This is a genomic window from Bradyrhizobium sp. SSBR45G, from assembly GCF_030159255.1.
GTDB lineage: Bacteria > Pseudomonadota > Alphaproteobacteria > Rhizobiales > Xanthobacteraceae > Bradyrhizobium.
The window spans coordinates 22,765-40,804 of record NZ_BSCT01000052.1; the positions used below are offsets into that span (position 1 = coordinate 22,765).

21 protein-coding genes are annotated in these 18,040 nt (G+C 65.6%); 9 read left to right on the top strand and 12 right to left on the bottom strand.

Going from position 1 to position 18,040, the window contains the following annotated elements:
* Window positions 1-52 precede the first annotated feature (52 nt).
* On the bottom strand, window positions 53-1,249 hold the full coding sequence (locus QQL87_RS34540; protein WP_284419010.1) for an acyltransferase family protein: 1,197 nt from the start codon (window positions 1,247-1,249) through the stop codon (window positions 53-55).
* Between the two features lie 432 nt (window positions 1,250-1,681).
* Between QQL87_RS34540 and QQL87_RS34545 the strand changes: the two genes are divergently transcribed.
* A complete protein-coding gene (locus QQL87_RS34545; protein WP_284419011.1) occupies window positions 1,682-1,855 on the top strand; it encodes a DUF1328 domain-containing protein in 174 nt (57 codons plus the stop codon).
* 76 nt (window positions 1,856-1,931) lie between these two features.
* Here the strand turns inward: QQL87_RS34545 and QQL87_RS34550 are convergent, their stop codons facing one another.
* Window positions 1,932-2,291, bottom strand: coding sequence for a DUF427 domain-containing protein (locus QQL87_RS34550; protein WP_284419012.1), 360 nt, complete (start codon window positions 2,289-2,291; stop codon window positions 1,932-1,934).
* 235 nt (window positions 2,292-2,526) lie between these two features.
* On the opposite strand from QQL87_RS34550, the gene QQL87_RS34555 reads away from it, so the two are divergent.
* Entirely contained in the window at window positions 2,527-2,766 is a 240-nt protein-coding gene (locus tag QQL87_RS34555) for a BolA/IbaG family iron-sulfur metabolism protein (RefSeq protein ID WP_006609193.1), read from the top strand.
* A 35-nt stretch (window positions 2,767-2,801) separates the two neighbouring features.
* A complete protein-coding gene (locus QQL87_RS34560) occupies window positions 2,802-4,004 on the top strand; it encodes a low temperature requirement protein A (protein ID WP_284419015.1) in 1,203 nt (400 codons plus the stop codon).
* Here QQL87_RS34560 and egtD read toward each other — a convergent pair.
* Both egtD and egtB read right to left on the bottom strand, forming a co-directional pair.
* A complete protein-coding gene (egtD, locus tag QQL87_RS34565; RefSeq protein WP_284419016.1) occupies window positions 3,980-4,951 on the bottom strand; it encodes an L-histidine N(alpha)-methyltransferase in 972 nt (323 codons plus the stop codon). The genes QQL87_RS34560 and egtD overlap by 25 nt on opposite strands.
* Before the next feature lie 53 nt (window positions 4,952-5,004).
* Window positions 5,005-6,249 carry an ergothioneine biosynthesis protein EgtB gene (egtB, locus tag QQL87_RS34570; protein WP_284419019.1) on the bottom strand — a complete coding sequence of 415 codons (1,245 nt, stop codon included), beginning with the start codon at window positions 6,247-6,249 and terminating at the stop codon, window positions 5,005-5,007.
* A gap of 295 nt (window positions 6,250-6,544) precedes the next feature.
* On the opposite strand from egtB, the gene grxD reads away from it, so the two are divergent.
* Genes grxD through QQL87_RS34585 form a run of 3 tightly spaced genes read left to right on the top strand, consistent with a single transcriptional unit; the run spans window position 6,545 to window position 8,700 of the window.
* The gene (gene grxD, locus QQL87_RS34575) at window positions 6,545-6,883 is read left to right on the top strand and encodes a Grx4 family monothiol glutaredoxin (protein WP_284419020.1); all 339 of its coding nucleotides are present in this window, start codon (window positions 6,545-6,547) and stop codon (window positions 6,881-6,883) included.
* On the top strand, window positions 6,880-7,449 hold the full coding sequence (locus QQL87_RS34580) for an O-acetyl-ADP-ribose deacetylase (RefSeq protein ID WP_284419044.1): 570 nt from the start codon (window positions 6,880-6,882) through the stop codon (window positions 7,447-7,449). Before grxD ends, QQL87_RS34580 begins: the two co-directional genes overlap by 4 nt.
* Before the next feature lie 30 nt (window positions 7,450-7,479).
* Window positions 7,480-8,700, top strand: a complete 1,221-nt coding sequence (locus tag QQL87_RS34585) for a serine hydrolase domain-containing protein (RefSeq protein ID WP_284419021.1) — start codon at window positions 7,480-7,482, stop codon at window positions 8,698-8,700.
* 3 nt (window positions 8,701-8,703) lie between these two features.
* Here QQL87_RS34585 and QQL87_RS34590 read toward each other — a convergent pair whose 3' ends face one another.
* From QQL87_RS34590 to murI, 7 genes are all read right to left on the bottom strand, one after another.
* Window positions 8,704-9,771 (bottom strand): threonine aldolase family protein, encoded by a 1,068-nt coding sequence (locus tag QQL87_RS34590; RefSeq protein ID WP_284419022.1) that lies wholly within the window; start codon window positions 9,769-9,771, stop codon window positions 8,704-8,706.
* A 76-nt stretch (window positions 9,772-9,847) separates the two neighbouring features.
* Window positions 9,848-10,402: a hypothetical protein gene (locus tag QQL87_RS34595; protein WP_284419023.1), complete on the bottom strand. Its 555-nt coding sequence runs from the start codon at window positions 10,400-10,402 to the stop codon at window positions 9,848-9,850.
* 204 nt (window positions 10,403-10,606) lie between these two features.
* Window positions 10,607-11,224 carry a 30S ribosomal protein S4 gene (gene rpsD, locus QQL87_RS34600; protein ID WP_284419024.1) on the bottom strand — a complete coding sequence of 206 codons (618 nt, stop codon included), beginning with the start codon at window positions 11,222-11,224 and terminating at the stop codon, window positions 10,607-10,609.
* A gap of 285 nt (window positions 11,225-11,509) precedes the next feature.
* Complete coding sequence (locus QQL87_RS34605) at window positions 11,510-12,277, bottom strand: acyltransferase (RefSeq protein ID WP_284419025.1); 768 nt, start codon at window positions 12,275-12,277, stop codon at window positions 11,510-11,512.
* Between the two features lie 98 nt (window positions 12,278-12,375).
* On the bottom strand, window positions 12,376-12,762 hold the full coding sequence (locus QQL87_RS34610; RefSeq protein ID WP_284419026.1) for a cupin domain-containing protein: 387 nt from the start codon (window positions 12,760-12,762) through the stop codon (window positions 12,376-12,378).
* A gap of 64 nt (window positions 12,763-12,826) precedes the next feature.
* The gene (locus tag QQL87_RS34615; RefSeq protein WP_284419027.1) at window positions 12,827-13,600 is read right to left on the bottom strand and encodes an HpcH/HpaI aldolase family protein; all 774 of its coding nucleotides are present in this window, start codon (window positions 13,598-13,600) and stop codon (window positions 12,827-12,829) included.
* 9 nt (window positions 13,601-13,609) lie between these two features.
* Window positions 13,610-14,407 carry a glutamate racemase gene (murI, locus tag QQL87_RS34620; protein WP_284419028.1) on the bottom strand — a complete coding sequence of 266 codons (798 nt, stop codon included), beginning with the start codon at window positions 14,405-14,407 and terminating at the stop codon, window positions 13,610-13,612.
* Between the two features lie 1,147 nt (window positions 14,408-15,554).
* Here murI and QQL87_RS34625 point away from each other — a divergent pair.
* From QQL87_RS34625 to QQL87_RS34635, 3 genes are read left to right on the top strand one after another with little or no spacing between them, the layout of a single operon-like run.
* A complete protein-coding gene (locus QQL87_RS34625; RefSeq protein WP_284419029.1) occupies window positions 15,555-15,884 on the top strand; it encodes an ArsR/SmtB family transcription factor in 330 nt (109 codons plus the stop codon).
* Window positions 15,881-16,360, top strand: a complete 480-nt coding sequence (locus QQL87_RS34630) for an SRPBCC family protein (RefSeq protein ID WP_284419030.1) — start codon at window positions 15,881-15,883, stop codon at window positions 16,358-16,360. The genes QQL87_RS34625 and QQL87_RS34630 overlap by 4 nt, the downstream gene beginning before the upstream one ends.
* A gap of 17 nt (window positions 16,361-16,377) precedes the next feature.
* Window positions 16,378-16,791, top strand: coding sequence for a GFA family protein (locus tag QQL87_RS34635; protein WP_284419031.1), 414 nt, complete (start codon window positions 16,378-16,380; stop codon window positions 16,789-16,791).
* Window positions 16,792-17,150: 359 nt separating this feature from the next.
* Here the strand turns inward: QQL87_RS34635 and QQL87_RS34640 are convergent, their stop codons facing one another.
* Window positions 17,151-17,366 carry a hypothetical protein gene (locus tag QQL87_RS34640; protein WP_284419032.1) on the bottom strand — a complete coding sequence of 72 codons (216 nt, stop codon included), beginning with the start codon at window positions 17,364-17,366 and terminating at the stop codon, window positions 17,151-17,153.
* Between the last annotated feature and the right edge of the window lie 674 nt (window positions 17,367-18,040).

Here is an 18,040-nt window from a genome sequence, read left to right on the forward strand (position 1 = left end):
GGCGAGACTCTGGTTTGCTTCGTCGCTGCGCTCCTCGCAATGACGCGGAGTATCAAAGCACGCTCTTCGCGCCCGGAATCCGGCGCAGCACCCAGGTCGCGCCCCAGCTCAGCAAGACGCTGCCGACGAAGGCGATCGTCGCCTTGACGATGGCGGGCAGGCTGAGGTCGAACAGCCAATACTGGATCCACAGCACGATCGGGTAGTGCACCAGGAACATGCCGTAGGCGTCGGCCTGCATGCGGTCGAGCACGGAGAATTCCGAGCGGCGGTGGTTGAGGAAGTAGGACAGGATCGCGAACATCATCGCGGCGCTGAAGATCACGAAGAAGAAGCCATAGGCCCCCTCGTACCAGTGCGGCAGCTCCGGCGGATTGCCGAGGACCTGGCGCTTGATCGTGATCAGCACCCAGAGCAGCGCGTAGGGAACGAGCGTCACCACGATCCATGCGCCGAGACCGCGCTGCGACATCTGTCCCTCGGCGGCCAGCAGCCCGCGTTCGAAATTGGCCGAGCCGATCCCTGCACCGACATAGAAGTAGGCGGCGTAGAGCAGGATGCGGCTGGCCTGCACCGAGAACGGACCGGCCTCGAACCACAAGGTCGGCCCAAAATAGAGCCGCGACGGAATGTAGAGCAGGCCCGTGATCACCAGGAAGACGAAGAAGAAGTCGCGCGGCTGCGCGAACCCGCGCAACGACAGCCGGTTGATCGGCTCGAGCAGGCGCGGCGAGATGCGGTACAGCAGGGCCGCCGAGATGTCGAACGCCAGCAGCACCCAGATGAACCAGATCGGCCCGCTCGGCCACGGACCGACGGTGACGGTCTTCCACCAGAAGGCAGCGAAGCCGGCGTCGGGATTGGCGCGCAGCTCGATCGCATAATAGGCCAGCGGAATCACGGTCAGCGCGGCGACGACGAACGGCAGGCCGAGCCGCAACAGCCGGTCGCGCAGGTGCTGCAACATCGATTTGTGCGCAAGCCCCGACCATACGAAAAGCCCCGACAGGAAGAAGAACATGGCCATGAAGAAGCTGTCGGTGGCCAGCACGATGCCGTCGAAGCCGAGGAAGGAGGTTGGATCGGTGTGCCCGAAATAGGTGTAGGGGATCACGGCGTGGTGGAGCAGCACCACCAGCGTGAGAAAGGTGCGGGCATGATCGAGCGCGGCATTGCGCGCCCGCGCGCGCGGGCGGGCCTGCATGTCGACCTTCGCGGCCGCCGCCGATTGCGTAACTGATATGACCATGTGCCCCCCCAGCGCCGCTGTTGCCGTGCCCGTGCAGCTGATGGAACGTCTGCAGTGGCCCTCGCCGCGGAGGCGCCGTGCGGACGTCGATACAAGGCTGCGCGAGCCAGATTAAATGAGCTCGTGTGAATTTGGCACCATCATTCGCTAGGGCTGTGCCCCCGGAGCGCATGACGGCGCCGGAAAAACCGGATGTTGTCGTGAGTGCTGCAAATCAGCAAGCGTGACGGTCTGCAAGCCGCTTTCTCACACGCTTCGCCAAATTTTTGCACCTGATGTCGTTACGCACCGACCAGCTACGAAGTTACGGGACGGGTCGTCCGGAGTTGCGGAAAATCTCGAGGAGGCCTCGTTCGCCGCCGGAACCGGTTCCCGGTGGCGTCGTTAGTGAGGCAAACGCGCCGGGACGGCGCTTGACCGGAGGACCATACCGTGACTCTTCTCAAATGGGCGCTGCTGTTCTTCTTGATCTCGGTCGTCGCCGGCGTTCTCGGCTTCACGGGAATCTCGGCCGCTTCCGCAGACGTTGCGCGAATTCTGTTCTACATCTTCCTGGTGATCTTCCTCGTGCTCCTGATCCTCGGACTCACGATCTTCAGGGTGTAGCAAGCCGGATCGCAGTGGACCGCCGCGTGGTGTCGGTCTCGCACCGACCGCGCGGCGCTCAATCAGCAGGAATCAATCAGGCCACTTCCTCGATCCGCACCTTGTCCGGATAGAATGCCAGATGGCCTGAAATTTCGGTCATCGCGGGGAAGGGGCTCTCGTAGCTCCAGATCGCATTGTCCAGCGTCTTGCCGCTCGCGACGATGCTGAAATAGCTCGCGTCGCCCTTGTAGGGACAGTGGGTAACGCGATCGGTCTTCCGCAGGGCCGCCATGTTGGCATCGGCGCGCGGCACGTAGTGGACCGCGGGGTAGGTCGCCTCCTTCAGCGTCAACGCCTGGGTCGTGTCGGCGATCACGACACCGTCGGCAAGCACCCGCACGCGCTTTGGATTCGGTGTGATGGTGATCGGGTGATCCGGCCCTGGAAGCTTCATGTGATGTCCCTCGCCATCGGGCACGGGTGCGTCACCCGGACCAGCTGATTTGATCTGATCCGGATATATAGTGGTTCCGGGCGTGACCTCGAAACCGGTTCGCGCTAGATTCCGCTATCACGGTCGCGCGAGAACGCCTTGATTCGCACCGTCGGACGGGTCACTAAGGGGAGCTGCAGCCGCCGGCCCGCGAGCCCCGGAGCCGCTCGTCGCTGACAGAGGGAGATGCACTGGGATGCCTATGGATGCCCACGTTATCGAGCAGATGATCAAGGCCGCCATCCCCGACGCCCAGGTGACGATTCGTGATCTCGCCGGCGACGGCGACCATTATGCCGCGACCGTGATCTCCGAGGCCTTTCGGGGCAAGTCCCGCGTGCAGCAGCATCAGCTCGTCTATCAATCGCTGCGCGGCCAGATGGGCGACGTGCTGCACGCGCTGGCGCTGCAGACGGGGGTCCCGGACCAGCGCTGATCGGCGCCGCAGCCGGCAGCGTGCATCTGGGGGAGATGGCGGTGGATAATCCGCGGGGAACGCTGTTTCGCGTCATCGAGCCGAACCAGCACGGACGAGTGACGTTCGTCGAGCTGTTCTTCGATCTCGTCTTCGTCTACGCCGTGACGCAGATCTCCCACCATCTGATCGGTCATTTCTCGCCGCTCGGTGCCGCCCAGACGGCAATCTTGTTCCTCGCCGTCTGGTGGGTGTGGGTCTACACCGCCTGGGTCACCAACTGGCTCGATCCCGAAAAGGCGCTCGTCCGAGGCCTGCTGTTCGCGCTGATGCTGGCCGGACTTGTGCTATCGATGTCCATCCCGCGAGCCTTCGAGGATCGCGGCCTGTGGTTCGCGATCGCCTACGCCGCCATGCAGGTCGGCAGGACCGCATTCTGGATGACCGCAACGCCGCCGCATCGGGCCGCCGTTCGCCGCAACGCCGCCCGTATTCTGTCCTGGCTGAGCGCGTCCGCGGTGCTCTGGCTGCTCGGCGGCCTCGCCGAGGGCTCCGTGCGGATGGCGCTGTGGGGCGCCGCGCTCACGCTCGAATATATCTCTCCGGCCGTCCGGTTCTGGATTCCGGGCCTGGGCGCGTCGACCGTTGAAGACTGGATGGTCGAGGGCGGCCACATGGCCGAGCGCTGCGCGGGCTTCATCATCATCGCGCTTGGCGAATCCATCGTCGTCACCGGCGCCACCTTCGCCGAGCTCGACTGGACCGGTGCCAACATCGCGGCCTTCGCCTGCGCTTTCGTCGGCACGATCGCGATGTGGGCTGTGTACTTCAATCGCGGCGCCGAAGCGGGCTCGGAGATGATTTCCCGGTCGGCCCAGTCCGGGCGCGTCGCGCGCTCCGCCTACACCTATCTGCACATGCCGATCGTCGCCGGCATCATCGTCTCGGCGGTGGCCGATGAGATCGTGCTCAAGCATCCGCTCGGACATACCGACGTCGAGACGGCGGCGGTGTTGATTGGAGGACCGTTCGTCTTCCTGGTCGGGACCATCCTGTTCAAGCGCGACGTCCGCGGATTCCTCCAATTGTCTCACGGCGTCGGCCTGCTGGCCCTGGTTGGACTGAGCTGGTTTGCGACCGAGCTGTCGCCGCTGGTTCTTTCCGCGGCGACGAGCGCGCTGCTGGCCATCGTCGCGCTTTGGGAAACGCTCTCGCTTCGCACGAAGCCCGAGCCTCACGCCTCCGCGACGAGCGCCTGAACCGAGAACATCCTCGCAGCATCCGTCCAGACGGTCTCGACCTTCCAGCCCGACCCGCGCGCCAGCGCGCCGAAACGCTCGATGCTGTATTTGTAGCTATTCTCGGTGTGGATGCTCTCGCCGGCCCGGAACGAGATCGTGGTGCCGAGCAGGCGGATCGTCTGCGCCTTCCGCGCAACCAGATGCATCTCGATGCGGTGCTGCTCGCGATTGTAGATCGCGCGATGGACGAAGCCGGACAGGTCGAAATTGCCGCCGAGCTCGCGGTTGATCCGCAGCAGCAGGTTGAGATTGAAGCGCGCGGTGACGCCGGCGGCATCATTGTAGGCGGCATGCAGGACGCGCTCGTCCTTCTCGAGGTCGACGCCGACGATCATCAGCGCACCGGTCCCCAAGATCTCACGCGCCGAGCGCAGGAAGCGGCAGGCTTCATGGGGCTCGAAATTGCCGATCGTCGATCCCGGAAAGAAGCCGACCTTCGGCTTGCCTGCGATGGCTTCGGGCAGCCGGAAGGCGGTGGTGAAGTCGGCGATGACGGGATAAACCCCGAGATCGGGGAAGTCGCGGCGCAGGCTGTCGGCCTGCGCGGTGAGGAAGTCGCCGGAGATGTCGACCGGCACGTAGGCCGCAAAGCGGCAGCTCTCCAGCAGCAGCCGCACCTTGGTGGTCGCGCCGGCGCCGAACTCGATCAGAGCGGCATCGTCGGGAATGATCGCGGCAATCTCGCTGCCGCGGTCCCGGAGAATGCCGAGCTCGGTCCGGGTCGGATAGTATTCCGGCAGCCGCGTGATCTGCTCGAACAGATCCGAGCCCGCCGCGTCGTAGAAATATTTCGGTGGCAGCTGCTTCGGCTGCCGCGCCAGGCCTGCGACCACGTCCGACGCGAAGACGGATGTCTTCTCGTCCGGCAGATGGGCGTTGGACAAAGCGGTCACGTGCACGTTCATGGTACTCTCCTGGACGCGCACAGGCGCGATGTGTCGGCGTTGATGTGAGCAGCTCAGTCGTAATCGGCGAGCCTCAGACCCGTGAATTGCCAGCGGTGATGTGGATAGAAGAAATTGCGGTAGGTGATGCGGCTATGGCCTTGCGGCGTCGCGAGCGATGAGCCGCGCAGCACCAGCTGATTGACCATGAATTTGCCGTTGTACTCGCCGAGCGCGCCTTCAATGGCGCGATAGCCCGGATAGGGGCTGTAGGCGCTGCGCGTCCACTGCCAGACGATGCCAAAGGCATCGTTGAGCTGGCTGCCGCGGGCCGCCACCTCCCATTCCATCTCGGTCGGCAGGTGCTTGCCGCGCCAGCGTGCGAACGCATCGGCCTCGTAGTAGCTGACGTGGCAGACCGGCGCCTCCGGATCGACGGTTCGCAATCCGCCGAGCGTCATGATGCGCCACTCGCCCTCGACCTTGTACCAGTGTCCCGGCGCCTGCCAGCCCTCGCGGCTGGCCGTGGCGAAGCCGTCCATCAGCCAGAGCGTGGCCGTCTCGTAGCCGCCGTCGTTCATGAACGCGAGCCACTCGGCATTGGTGACGAGATTGCGCGCGATCCTGACCGGCCCGACCAGGGCCCGGTGCGCCGGCCGCTCGTTGTCGAAGTGATAGCCGTCGCCGGTATGTCCGACGGTGTGGATGCCTTCGGGCAGGTTCAGCCAACCCTCGCCCGTGCCGGCCGGGGTGGGGAAGCGCCACGACGGATCATAGGCCGGGGCCGTCGGGTTCTGCGCGAACGCATGCAGGATGTCGGTCAGCATCAACTCCTGATGCTGCTGCTCGTGGTTGAGGCCGATGTCCACGAGCGGCGCTACGGCGGCCAGGGTGGCGGCGTCGGCGCCGCCCAGGAAGTCGACCATGGCGGCATCGACATGGCGGCGGTAGGCCGTGATCTCGGCCGCCCCAGGGCGGGTGATCAGGCCGCGCTCGCCCCGCGTGTGGCGGGGACCCGCGCTGACGTAATAGGAATTGAACAGGAAGGCATAATCCGGGTGAAACGGGGCATATCCCCGGCAGTGGCCCCCGAGCACGAACTGCTCGAAGAACCAGGTGGTATGGGCTCGGTGCCACTTGGCCGGACTGGCGTCGGGCATCGACTGGATGACCTGGTCCTCGGGGCTGAGCGGCGCCGCGCGGCGCTCGGTCTCGCCCCGGACCGCCAGATAAGCCTCGGTCAGGCTCCTGGCCAGGGACGCGGAGGTCTGCGCATCAGGGACGGGGAGGGGGGCCGAGGCGGACGCTGAACTGGTCACGAGGGTCTCCGGGTGAGGAGGAGAAAACGACGTTCGACGGAACAAGTTCCTTTTGGCAGTTCGTCCTAAATAGGGGCTTGGTTACGGGATAAAACCCTTGCCGACGGCTATATATTGCTGCCGTCAGGCTATGATCCGGCCGCTGGCCTGATCCTCGGCATTTTACTTTGGCTGACCAACGGTTTGCGCTACATATTAGGGAAGTGATGGTCGGCAGCGGATGGAATCCGTCCGGCTGCGATCAGCGCGGCACCGAGCCCCAGGCGTTCCTTGAGGCGCCCTAGAGGAAGCGAAGATGAGCATTGAGCAATTCATTGACAACGAAGTGAAGTCGAACGACGTCGTCCTGTTCATGAAGGGGACGCCGCAGTTTCCGCAGTGCGGATTTTCCGGCCAGGTCGTGCAGATCCTCGACCATGTCGGTGTCGGTTATAAGGGCTTGAACGTCCTGGAATCTGCTGAGCTCCGCAACGGCATCAAGACGTTCTCGAACTGGCCGACGATTCCCCAGCTCTACGTGAAGGGCGAGTTCGTCGGCGGCTGCGACATCGTGCGCGAGATGTTCCAGAGCGGCGAGCTGCAGCAGCTGTTCACCGAGAAGGGCATCCAGGTCAGCACGGCAGCCTCCGCCTGATCACTCCGGTTCGAAAGATCGGCGCGACCCGGTTCGAGGTCATCACAGCCGACATCACCAAGCTCGGCGTTGACGCCATCGTCAACGCCGCGAACTCGTCTTTGCTCGGCGGTGGCGGCGTCGATGGCGCGATCCACCGCGCCGCGGGGCCGGATCTCGTCATGGAATGCCGCATGCTCCATGGCTGCAAGACCGGCGAGGCCAAGATCACCAAGGGCTACCGGCTGCCGGCCCGGCACGTGATCCACACCGTCGGCCCGGTCTGGCAGGGTGGCGACCGCGGCGAGCCGGAGCTGCTGGCCTCGTGCTATCGCCGCTCGATCGAGCTGTGTCACAAGCATCGTCTGGACTCCGTCGCGTTTCCCGCGATCTCGACCGGGATCTTTCGCTTCCCCGCAGATCTTGCGGCATCGATTGCCGTGACGACATCGATCGCCGCGATCAGCGAGGAGACCTCGCTGTCCCAGATCGTCTTCTGCTGCTTCTCCGAAGCGAGCGCCGATCTGCATGACCAGGCGCTGAGCGAGGCGATCGCGAGCCGCGCGCGCGCGGGTTCGCCGCGGTGACGCCGATCTCTCTGCAGCCGAGCCGCTAGCGTGGATCGGCCGGTCTCGCGACGGGCGCTGCTCGGCGGTGTGCTCGCGGCTTCGATTTTGCCTGTTCTGGCTCGGGCAGGCGAGCCGTCGCCGCGCCGCCTGGATCGTGGACGCCTCGATCAGCTCTCCAACGACTTCCGCGCCGAGGTGGCCGCCGGCAACATCCCTGGCGCAGTCGTCCTGGTCCAGCAGCATGGCAGCCCGGTCCTGCTGCAGAGCTTCGGCTTTCGCGATCCCGCGAGCCGCGCGGCGATGACGGAAGATGCGATCTTCCGCATCTACTCGATGTCGAAGCCGATCACGTCGGTCGCCGCGATGATGCTGGTCGATGACGGCAGACTCAGGCTCGACGATGCGCTGTCGATCTATATCCCGGCTTTCGCGAGCGTGACGGTCGCCGGCGCACCGCTCGCGAGCCCGATCACCATCCTCGACCTGCTGCGCCATACCTCCGGAATCACCTATGGCTTCTACGGCGAGACGGCGGTGCGCCGGCTCTATGCGAAGGCGCCGCTGTTCGATGGCGACATCGACAACGCCGCGTTCGTCGAACGTCTCGCCCGGCTGCCGCTGGCCGAGCAGCCCGGCACGCTGTGGGACTACGGCCACTCCACCGACGTGCTCGGTCGGGTGATCGAGATCGTTTCCGGCCGCTCGCTCCATCAGTTCGAGCGGGAGCGATTGCTCGATCCGCTCGGCATGCGCGAGACGGCGTTCTTCCTCGCCGACCAGAGCCGGCGCGGCCGCGTCGCCGAACCGTCGCCGCGCGACTGGTTTGACCGGCCGATCGCGGGCCTCGACGATCCCATTCGGCCGCGGCGCTGGGAGTCCGGCGGGGCGGGAATGATCAGCACGATCAGCGACTACGCGCGGTTCGCGCAGATGCTGCTGAACGGCGGCGAACTCGACGGCCGCCGCTATCTCAAGGCCGAGACCGTGGCGCTGATGGCGCGGGATCATGTCGTGGCGGCGGGGATTGCGCGTGACGACCTCTATTTTCCAGGCGCCGAGCACGGCTTCGGCCTGGGATTCTCCGTGCGCCTCGTGGCGAAGCCGCCGCTGCCGCGAGGCGAATATGGCTGGGACGGCGTCGGCGGGACGTTCTTCTTCATCGATCCCGCCGACGATCTGTTCGTCATCGTCATGATGCAGGCGCCCTCGCAGCGCGGCCGCATCGCGAGCGATGTGCGGCAGCTGATCTATGCGGCGCTCGTGCCATGATCCTCATGCGCCGCGCACGATCTCCCTGACATGGCCGATGGTCTCCTCGATCATGGCCGAGGTGACGTCGAGATGCGTGCAGGCGCGGATGCGGCCGTCCATCATCGCGAGCAGCACGCCGCGCTTGCGCAGCTCGCTCACCATCTTGTCGCCTGACACGCCGGCGCCATCGGGCTTGAAGAACACCAGATTGGTCTCGGGCTCCTGCACCTCGATGCCCTGGATCTGCGACAGCCCGCGCGCCAGCGCCCGTGCATTGGCGTGATCCTCGGCCAGCCGCTCGACGTGATGATCGAGCGCGTAGATGCAGGCGGCGGCGACGATGCCGGCCTGGCGCATCGATCCGCCCAGCCGCTGCTTCCAGCGCCACACCTCATCGATGAACGCCGCGCTGCCGGCCAGCACGCCGCCGATCGGCGCGCCCAGGCCCTTGGAGAAATCGATCCAGGCCGAATCCCAGCCTGCGGTCATGTCAGCCGCGGCAATGCCGGTCGCGACCGTCGCATTGAGCAGCCGCGCGCCGTCCATATGCGTCGCCATGCCGTTTGCCTTGGCGATCGCGACGATCGCGTCGAGGTCGGCCTTCTTCCAGATCGTGCCGCCGCCGATATTGGCGGTCTGCTCGACGCTGACGACCGTCTGCGGCGGCTGATAGCGGCTGCGCGGATGCAGCGCGGCGCGGAAGGTTTCCGGCGTGAACTGCCCGTCGGGCCCCTTCAGCTGCGTCACCTGAAAACCGCCGAGCGCGGCATGCGCGCCGCCCTCCCGCGAGATGATATGCGCGGTCTCATGCGCCAGGATCTCGTCGCCGGGGCGGCAATGCACCAGGGTCGATGCGACGTTGCACATCGTGCCCGACGGCATCAGCACCGCGGCCTCCTTGCCGAGCAGCGCGGCGACCCGGCCGCACAGCTCGTGCACGGTCGGATCGTCGCCGAGTTGCTCGTCGCCGACGTCGGCCCGCGCGATCGCCTCGCGCATCGCAGGCGTCGGCCGGGTCTGCGTGTCGGACAACAGATTGACGCGCACGGGCGGCGCCTTCGGATCGCGTGGGGGCGGGGTGTAATGCATCGGCAGTCCTCGTTCGCTTCTCAGGACCGGACCTTACCCAACTCGTGCCATCCCCGCAAAACGCCTCCTTGAATGATCACGCCGCGCGCGGCGGATTGAGCCAGATGTCCGGCCGCCGCAGCGGCCGGGTCTCGATCGGCTCGGCCACCAGCGGCGGCGCCTCGGTGCAATCGAACACCCAGGACTCCAGCGGACTTCGCCGTGATGGCGTGAGAAGAAGCGCGGCGCCGGGGCGCTGGCGCTTGATGTTCCAGCCCATGTTCACGGCGGCCCAGCCGATCAGCATGGTCTGCCATTCGTCGGCGAGCTCGCTGGAATCGTCGAAGCAATGGAGAAGCTCAAGCGCGAACGGATCACAGCGGAGCTGCGCGTCGGCAAAGGTGAGCCCGGTTCCGAGATGGCGGATCACATGGGCTGTCGCATCGGACTGGACGTGCCAGCAGGAGCGTTCAAGATGATCGAAGACTGTTGAAGGATAGATGCCGTCGTTGAACCGGTAGCGGAGGCCAGAGGGCCGTGCGCGTAACGGTGAAGCGCTGAGGGGCGGCGCCCGCAACGGCGGCAGGGGCGGTGAACCGACCGCATCGGTCGGCAACGCGCCGAAGATGATATTGCGCCTGTTGAACTCCATGGCGAACGCCCCGCTACTTTACAACTGCCGACAGTGAATCACGGGTTGGACACCCTGTCAGCCCAGCTGGGGCGTTTTCGTGGCAAGTGTGGCATTCGGGAATCGGTTCGCCTCATCCGAAAAACAACCCCAAAAAGCAAAGGCCCCGGCGCGTGCCAGGGCCTTCGGATTATCAGATGTGAGCGGAGCGCGGCTCCGTCAAGATCAGCGCGAGTAGAACTCGACGATCAGATGCGGCTCCATCTGCACCGCGAACGGCACGTCGGACAGCGCCGGGATGCGGATGAACTTCGCGGTCATCTTGCCGTGATCGGCTTCGATATAGTCCGGCACGTCGCGCTCGGCGAGCTGCGAGGCTTCCAGCACCACGGCGAGCTGCTTGGAGGCTTCCTTGACCTCGATCACGTCGCCCGGCTTGACCTGGTAGCTCGAGATGTTGACCTTGCGGCCGTTCACCTTGATGTGGCCGTGGTTGATGAACTGGCGCGCGGCGAACATGGTCGAGACGAACTTGGCGCGGAACACCACGGTGTCGAGACGGCGCTCCAGAATGCCGATCAGGTTCTCGCCGGTGTCGCCCTTGAGACGGCCGGCCTCGACATAGATGCCGTGGAACTGGCGCTCGGAGATGTTGGCGTAATAGCCCTTCAGCTTCTGCTTGGCGCGCAACTGCACGCCGAAGTCGGAGAGCTTGCCCTTGCGGCGCTGGCCGTGCTGGCCGGGGCCGTATTCGCGGCGGTTGACGGGGCTCTTCGGGCGGCCCCAGATGTTCTGGCCCATGCGGCGATCGATCTTGTACTTCGCCTCACTGCGCTTAGTCATCGCGTCCTCTTCAATTCAGTTAGGGTTCGAGGAAACGCGCCCTCCTGTGTGTCCGGGAAACCCGGTCCACCGACAGGCCCATCCCCAAAGCATGAAGGGAGAAGGCCACGGGTCGCGAAACGCAACGCGGGCCGAAAGCGGCCCGCGAGCAAGGCGGGTTCTAAGGGAGAAACCGCTGACTTGTCAAACCGCTGGAGCCGCTTTTGGCGGTCAAATCGCCCCCGCCGGCTCGATTTCATCGTCCACGGTCGCTTGACGCCGCAAACGACCCCGATTTCACCTCCCTCAGCCGCTGATCGCCCGGACCGGCTTGGGCCCGGCGGTCCGCAGCTCGGTCGCGATCTCGCCGTTCAGCACCTGTTCCAGCCGGGCGAAGATCCGGGCGATCAGGGCGGCATCCGTCACCCGGTGATCCCAGCGGATCATGGCACCGATCGTGCCGTCGGGCTTGGCCACGTCGAAGGTCAGGATGTAGGGACCGGGGCTGAGCGCATGCAATTCGCCGCCGCCATAGGCCGAGACCCCGGTCACGGCGAAATTGCCGAACCAGTTGGCCCGCTGGCGGCCGAAATTGAGCCCGACCATCCAGGCCAGCTGGCGCAGCGGCCAGGGCAGGCGGGTCGTCCGCAGGATCTTCCGGAACGCCGGCACCTGGTCGGCCGGGGCGTCCTTGCCCTGCCGGATGATCGCATCGACCTCGGCCAGCGTCAGCCGGTCGGGATCGCCGACCCGCTGCATCAGCACGCAGGGTTCGCCGTCCTCGATCCGGGAGATGGCGACCATCGCGACGTTGCGCGGCATCTCGTAGAAGCAGGGCCGCGGCCATTTGGCGTAGAGGGTGCGCAGGGTGGGCTCGTCGCGCGCGACCAGCGCGAAGGCCTTGACGAAGATCGCGGCAAAGCCCGGCGGACGGGCCGCGAGGCTGCGCGCATCCAGCAGCGGCCGGACGTTCAGGGTCCGCGCCAGCGACACGAACGGGACGTCACGGGAGGCGCGCATCAGATCGATGATCAGACGGCGCGGCAGCGAGATGGTCCTGGTCGTTCCGCGCATCCTGAAGCCGTTCCTCCCGATTTGTCTTGGTGGCCGTCCGGTCCCCGGCGGCAGCCGCTGTTAGCACCGACCGCCGGTCCGACGAAAGCCCCGCGGCGTCAGGGCGCCGGCGAGGCGAGCGGCTTGGTCTTGTCGACCACATAGACGCCGAGCACCTTCAGGCCCTTGTCGCCGTGAACCTTGGCGTCATGAACCACCCCGGCCGGGATCTGGAACGAATCGCCGGCCTTGAGGTGCCGGTCCGGCTGGCCTTCGACGATCAGCTCGGCCTCACCCTCCAGGATATAGGCGGTCTCGACGCCCGGATGGGTATGCCGGCCGGCCGCGCCACCGGCCGCAACCTCGGCGATCGCCTCGACGATGGTATAGCCGTCCGGAAAATCGGTCTTCTGCAGCATCGTGCGCTTGATCGCCGGCTGCTGCGCCAGGGCCGCGCCAAGCCCGAGCACGGCCAGCGACACGCCCAAAATCGTCTTTTTCATCATGGTCTTCTCCCCCAATGTTGGTTTTCGTTTGAAACATGAAGTCCGGCGCGAAGCCTCGCGCGAATCAGCGTTTGATTCCTTCGAAGCTTGCGGCAATGCCGCGCTGGAACAAGGACCAGTCGAAGCCGAGCGCCAGCGCCAGGTAGCCGCGTTCGATCATCGCATTGGCCTGCTCGGCCGAGCGCGCCGCGCCGCCGATCGGCACGCCGGATTTGAGGATGCCGGCCTCGGCGCGGGCGATCAGGGATTTCACTTGGGGATCATCGAGCTGCCCGCGCTTGTTGATCGAGGTGGCGAGGTCGCCGGGGCCGATCACGGCGATGTCGATGCCGGGCGTGGCCATGATCTCGTCGATGCGTTCGACCGCTTCGACATGCTCGATCGTGACCATGCAGACCATGTCGTCGTCGGCGGTGGCCATGTAGTCGGCCATCGACACGTTCCAATGGAACGGCGCATGGAACGGGCCCCAGAGACGGTCGCCGCGAGGGGGATAGCGCACGCTGCGCACGGCCTTCTCGGCCTCCGCGCGGCTCGAGATCATCGGGAAGTTGATGCCGAGCGCGCCGAGGTCCATAGGCGCCTTGGCCAGATGCGGCTCGTTGGCGGCGATGCGCACCAGCGGCACGCAGGGTGTGCCTGCGGTCGCCGTGATCATCGCATGCGCGGTGGAGAGATCGATCGGCCCGTGCTCGAGGTCGACGATGATCCAGTCGAGCTGCTGCGCCATGATCCGCACCGTCTGGATGCTCGGGATGGTCGCGATGGCGCCGAACGTCGGCTTCCTGTCGCGCCAGGCGTGCTTGAGACGGTTGAACGGTTTCGGCGTCGCGGACATCGGAGCTCCTCAGGCCGGCACGCGGCCGCCGAAAAAGGGCGTCAGCGCGCGGCTGAGCTGATGCGGCTTGTTCGAGGTGAAGATCATGGTCGCCGCGCCATCGTCGGCGCCCGCGGTCGCCGGGCCCAGCAGGTCGACCACGCGGCGCGCGATCGCCGGCGCCGGATCGACCCAGGCGACCGGCCAGGGCGCCAGCCGTTCGAGGCGGTCGAGCAGAAGCGGATAATGCGTGCAGGCGAGCACGATCGTGTCGGTGCGTGCTGTAGGATCGGCGGCATCGCCGGTGAAGCAGGGCGCGATCTCGGCGGCAATGGCCTCGTCGGTGATGGCTTCGCCGCTGAGTGCCGCTTCGGCGAGCGAGGCGAGCTCCGGCGAGCCGACCAGCGTCACCTCGCAGCCGCCAGCGAAATCGCGGATCAGCGCATGGGTGTATTCGCGCGCCACCGTGGCCTTGGTGCCGAGCACCGAGACCCGCTTCGTCCTGGATTGCGCGCAGGCCGGCTTGATCGCGGGAACCGTGCCGACGAAGGGCACCGCATAGGTGGCGCGCAGCGGCGCCAGCGTCTGCACCGAGGCAGTGTTGCAGGCGATCACGACGTGGTCGGGCCGGTGTGCCGAAATCAGCTCGCCCATCAGCGGCACCACCCGGCCGATCAGCGCCTGCTCGCTGTGATGGCCATAGGGAAAGAACGCGTCGTCGGCGACATAGACGTAATGCGCGTCGGGCCGCGCCCGCACCACCTCGCGCAACACGCTGAGGCCGCCGAGGCCGGAGTCGAAGACGAGAATCGTGGGGCGGTGTGTCACGCGGCGAAGTCTACCGGATCGGGGAGGGCGGTTCAGTCGGTTTTTCTGCGGGGTTTGGCAGGAGTGAGGCGTCTGGATGTGTTCCAGCGGGAAGAGGGAAGGTTCAAAGCGCTTCTCTGCGTCTTGGATGCCATCAGCGCCTCTCCAAAAACAGCTGTCATCCCGGCGAACGCCGGGATCCAGAACCCCCGGCGGAGATTGGCGCGCAAGCTGGACGCTCCAGCGTGCCTCACCCGACCGCCGCGGCGTATGGGTCCCGGGTCGGCGCCGCGCCGACGCTGTCGCGTCGCCGGGACGACAGCGGAGGTTGAGGGGCGAGTTTCCAACTCTCGTAGAATCAGAAGCGGCCCCACCATCACAGGTGTCATCCCGGCGAACGCCGGGATCCATAGCCACCGGCGCAAATTGTCGCGCGAGCTGAATGCTCCAGCGTGCCTCACACGACCGCCGCGGAGTATGGGTCCCGGGTCTGCGCCGCGCCGACGCTGTCGCGTCGCCGCAGCTTGCCCGGGACGACGGCGGAGATGAATGACGGTCGATGGACATGCGCTCTCATCCTCGCGCCCGCTTTCGCGCCCGAGTGTTGCTCGTGTCACCGCCCTCTCGAAAATGAGGGCGCGGGGAAGGCCGGGTGCCGGTCGCACCCATGGCCCGCCTGCAGCAAAAAAAGCAGGCGGCAGTCACCACAGGTACGGGCCGGATCATCCGGCCTTCCCCGCGCAATGGTTGGAACGGCTTATACGTGCTCTCCCCGGGGACCGGCTTTTTGCCCCCGTCGCCCGCGCGCTTCGTCAAAACTTGGCAGCGCCGACTTGGTCTCAGCACCGGGAGACCAGGACCACACGATTTCGCCGTGCGCATCGGATCGTTCGTCGGCATGATCGCTCACGCTGCAACCCGACACGCCCACCGCATCCCGCACCCAACGCTCGTGACGATCGCGATGCGCCCCTCAAGTGGGACGGGATGGCACACCATAGCATTGTTTCTGGAAAACGGAAACTAAATAATTCGGATTTTCGGTTGGCGACCGCCGCGGTCGTGCCGTCCCTTGGGGCAGTCCCAGGAGCGGATCGCGAGGGGCCCCAGATGTGACCCAAAAAACATTAGCATTGACTAATTGATTAGTAATGACTATTCATTCTGCATGATCCAGGCTGAGACCGTCACCATCGTCATGCGCGCACTGGCCGACCCCACCCGGCGGGCGGTGTTCGAGCGCATCGTGAATTCCGACGAGATCACCGTCGTCGAGTTGACCCGCGGCAGCAGCGTCACGCAAGGGGCCATCTCGCAGCACCTCAAGGCGTTGAAGCAGGCCGGCCTGGTCTGCGAGCGCCCCGAAGGGCGCAAGGTCTACTACCGCGCCGAGCCACGCGGCCTGGAGCCGCTGGCCGACTGGATGAGCCATTACGGCGTGTTCTGGCGCGACCGTTTCGCCAATCTGAGACACCTGCTGAAGGACATCGACCCATGAACCAAGCCGTCAAGCCGGACACCCAGGCCATCGTGGTCGACGAGGTCTTCCCGCATGCGCCCGAGATCATCTGGAAAGCCTTGACCAGCGGCGAGCTGATCGGCCGCTGGCTGATGGCGCCGACGGGCTTCGCGCCCGTCGTAGGGACGCATTTCACCTATCAGACCACGCCCGCCGGCGGATGGGACGGCACCATTCATTGCGAGGTGCTGGAGGTCGTGCCGAACGAGCGGCTGTCCTATGCATGGAAGGGCGGCCATCAGGGCAATGTCGGCTACGGCGCGCCACTGGACACGGTGGTCACCTTCAGCCTGTCCAAGGCCGAGACCGGCACGCGCCTGCGCCTGGTGCATTCCGGCTTCGTGCTTCCGACCAATGAAGCCGCCTATCGCAAGATGAGTGAAGGCTGGAAGAAGGTCGTCGCCAATCTCGACCGGATCGCCGGCGAAGAGGCGTCGTCGAAGCAGCGGCACTGATGCAACGGGAGAGCGACATGACCCAGTCCTACGCTGGCGGCTGCGCCTGTGGCGCGGTGCGCTACGAGATCTCGGGCGAGCCCGCCGTGATGCTCGACTGCCAGTGCCGGCAATGCCAGCGCGACAGCGGCGCCGGCCATCAATCGCACCTCACCTTCGTCGCGGCGGAGGTCAAGGTCGAAGGCGAGGTGTCGCATTGGCAGAGTGTCGGCGACGGCGGCACCGTCAAGCAGCGCGCGTTCTGCCCGACCTGCGGCTCGCACCTCCACCTGACATTTCCCGCGATGCCCGACGTCTTCATCGTCCCGCCAGCGAGCCTCGACGACCCCAGCCGCTACAAGCCGCAACTGGTGTCCTGGACGGCGGCCGGACAGGCCTGGGATCACCTCGATCCAGCGCTGCCGAGATTCGAGAGGATGCCGCCGCGGTGATGTCGGGATGCCGGGATCGGGCGTGATACCACCGAGGCCCTCGAAACCGCGCGACCGTCGGAATTAAATGCACTGTCACCGTAATTTGAGGCCGCAGCGATGGACATTCGCGAGTCGTTGTTCGTTGGTCATCGCGTAGGGTGGGCAAAGCGCCGCCGTCAGGCGGCGCGTGCCCACCGTCGGGCGGCATGCGGGGCGGTGATGGTGGGCACGGCGCCATCACGAACTGGCTGTGAGGCGACGGCTCGGCTGCGCCTTTGCCCACCCTCGGACCTCAATCTCCCTGCAGGAGACGTCCCGGATCGTGCTCACTCTGAGGATGGTCGATGCAGCATGGCACGGGCTGATCGCGCAGTGCTTCAGTCCTCGTCGTGCTCGCCCTCGTCGAGCTCCTCCAGCTCCTCGCTCGCGTGGTCGATCACGTCGATGGCCTGCTGGACCTCGATGAGGCTCTTGACCGCAGTTTCCGTTTCGCCCTTTTTGTAACCGGCCGAAACGGCCTTGGCCAAATTTAGGCGCATTTCGACCAGCACGTTGCGCGCGGTCAGGTAGACGTCGAGGTCGTTGTCGGCCATGGTGCTCCTCATCAAGGCTGTGCGTTCGATTGGTAGCCGCGGCGTATGGCGGGCATGTGTCGGATCGGGCGTGCGTCGGCTGATTGCGGTCGCGTCGCGGACCCCTGGGGCGGCAGGACTATCGCGTTTGACGATCGCAGTTTTGCGCTCGACTTTCTCCACGTCGTCATGGCCGGGCGTGTCCCGGCCATCCACGTCGTCCGGCGCGCTGAGAACGACGTTGATGCCCGGGACGGAGCCCAGTCATGACGATGAGGATACACGCGACAAACTCAGATTAGTAATATGCGATAGCCGTGCCTGGGGCGCGTCGGCTTGCGTCGCGAGAGGGTGGGCACGGCGCCATGGCGGGTCTGATGCAAAGCGATCGCACGGCTGCGCCTCTGCCCACCGGGGCTGCGGTGCCGATCCATGATATCGCGACGCTGATGTGATCGAGCACGCCTGATCGGTGTTGTGTCGACGGCAGCATCACTGAAGCTGCTCGCGTGTCGGCCAGGGCGGCGCGGTCCATAAGGTCTTCCATGCGCCCTCTCTGCAATTGTCCAGCCGGAAGTCGATCCCTTTATGACCGTGACAGTGCACTTAAATTTACATCCGGCAGGTTCAGTTATATGCACTGGACTGCCCCCCTCAAGTGAGACACGATAATCTCAGTGACAGGCATTCCGAGG

Excerpts from the sequence above, each read along its gene's own strand:
- QQL87_RS34540 (WP_284419010.1), bottom strand. The coding sequence starts at position 1,249 with ATGGTCATATCAGTTACGCAATCGGCGGCGGCCGCGAAGGTCGACATG.
- QQL87_RS34550 (WP_284419012.1), bottom strand. The coding sequence starts at position 2,291 with ATGAAGCTTCCAGGGCCGGATCACCCGATCACCATCACACCGAATCCA.
- QQL87_RS34555 (WP_006609193.1), top strand. The coding sequence starts at position 2,527 with ATGCCTATGGATGCCCACGTTATCGAGCAGATGATCAAGGCCGCCATC.
- QQL87_RS34560 (WP_284419015.1), top strand. The coding sequence starts at position 2,802 with ATGGCGGTGGATAATCCGCGGGGAACGCTGTTTCGCGTCATCGAGCCG.
- egtD (WP_284419016.1), bottom strand. The coding sequence starts at position 4,951 with ATGAACGTGCACGTGACCGCTTTGTCCAACGCCCATCTGCCGGACGAG.
- grxD (WP_284419020.1), top strand. The coding sequence starts at position 6,545 with ATGAGCATTGAGCAATTCATTGACAACGAAGTGAAGTCGAACGACGTC.
- QQL87_RS34590 (WP_284419022.1), bottom strand. The coding sequence starts at position 9,771 with ATGCATTACACCCCGCCCCCACGCGATCCGAAGGCGCCGCCCGTGCGC.
- QQL87_RS34595 (WP_284419023.1), bottom strand. The coding sequence starts at position 10,402 with ATGGAGTTCAACAGGCGCAATATCATCTTCGGCGCGTTGCCGACCGAT.
- rpsD (WP_284419024.1), bottom strand. The coding sequence starts at position 11,224 with ATGACTAAGCGCAGTGAGGCGAAGTACAAGATCGATCGCCGCATGGGC.
- QQL87_RS34605 (WP_284419025.1), bottom strand. The coding sequence starts at position 12,277 with ATGCGCGGAACGACCAGGACCATCTCGCTGCCGCGCCGTCTGATCATC.
- QQL87_RS34610 (WP_284419026.1), bottom strand. The coding sequence starts at position 12,762 with ATGATGAAAAAGACGATTTTGGGCGTGTCGCTGGCCGTGCTCGGGCTT.
- QQL87_RS34615 (WP_284419027.1), bottom strand. The coding sequence starts at position 13,600 with ATGTCCGCGACGCCGAAACCGTTCAACCGTCTCAAGCACGCCTGGCGC.
- QQL87_RS34625 (WP_284419029.1), top strand. The coding sequence starts at position 15,555 with ATGATCCAGGCTGAGACCGTCACCATCGTCATGCGCGCACTGGCCGAC.
- QQL87_RS34630 (WP_284419030.1), top strand. The coding sequence starts at position 15,881 with ATGAACCAAGCCGTCAAGCCGGACACCCAGGCCATCGTGGTCGACGAG.
- QQL87_RS34635 (WP_284419031.1), top strand. The coding sequence starts at position 16,378 with ATGACCCAGTCCTACGCTGGCGGCTGCGCCTGTGGCGCGGTGCGCTAC.
- QQL87_RS34640 (WP_284419032.1), bottom strand. The coding sequence starts at position 17,366 with ATGGCCGACAACGACCTCGACGTCTACCTGACCGCGCGCAACGTGCTG.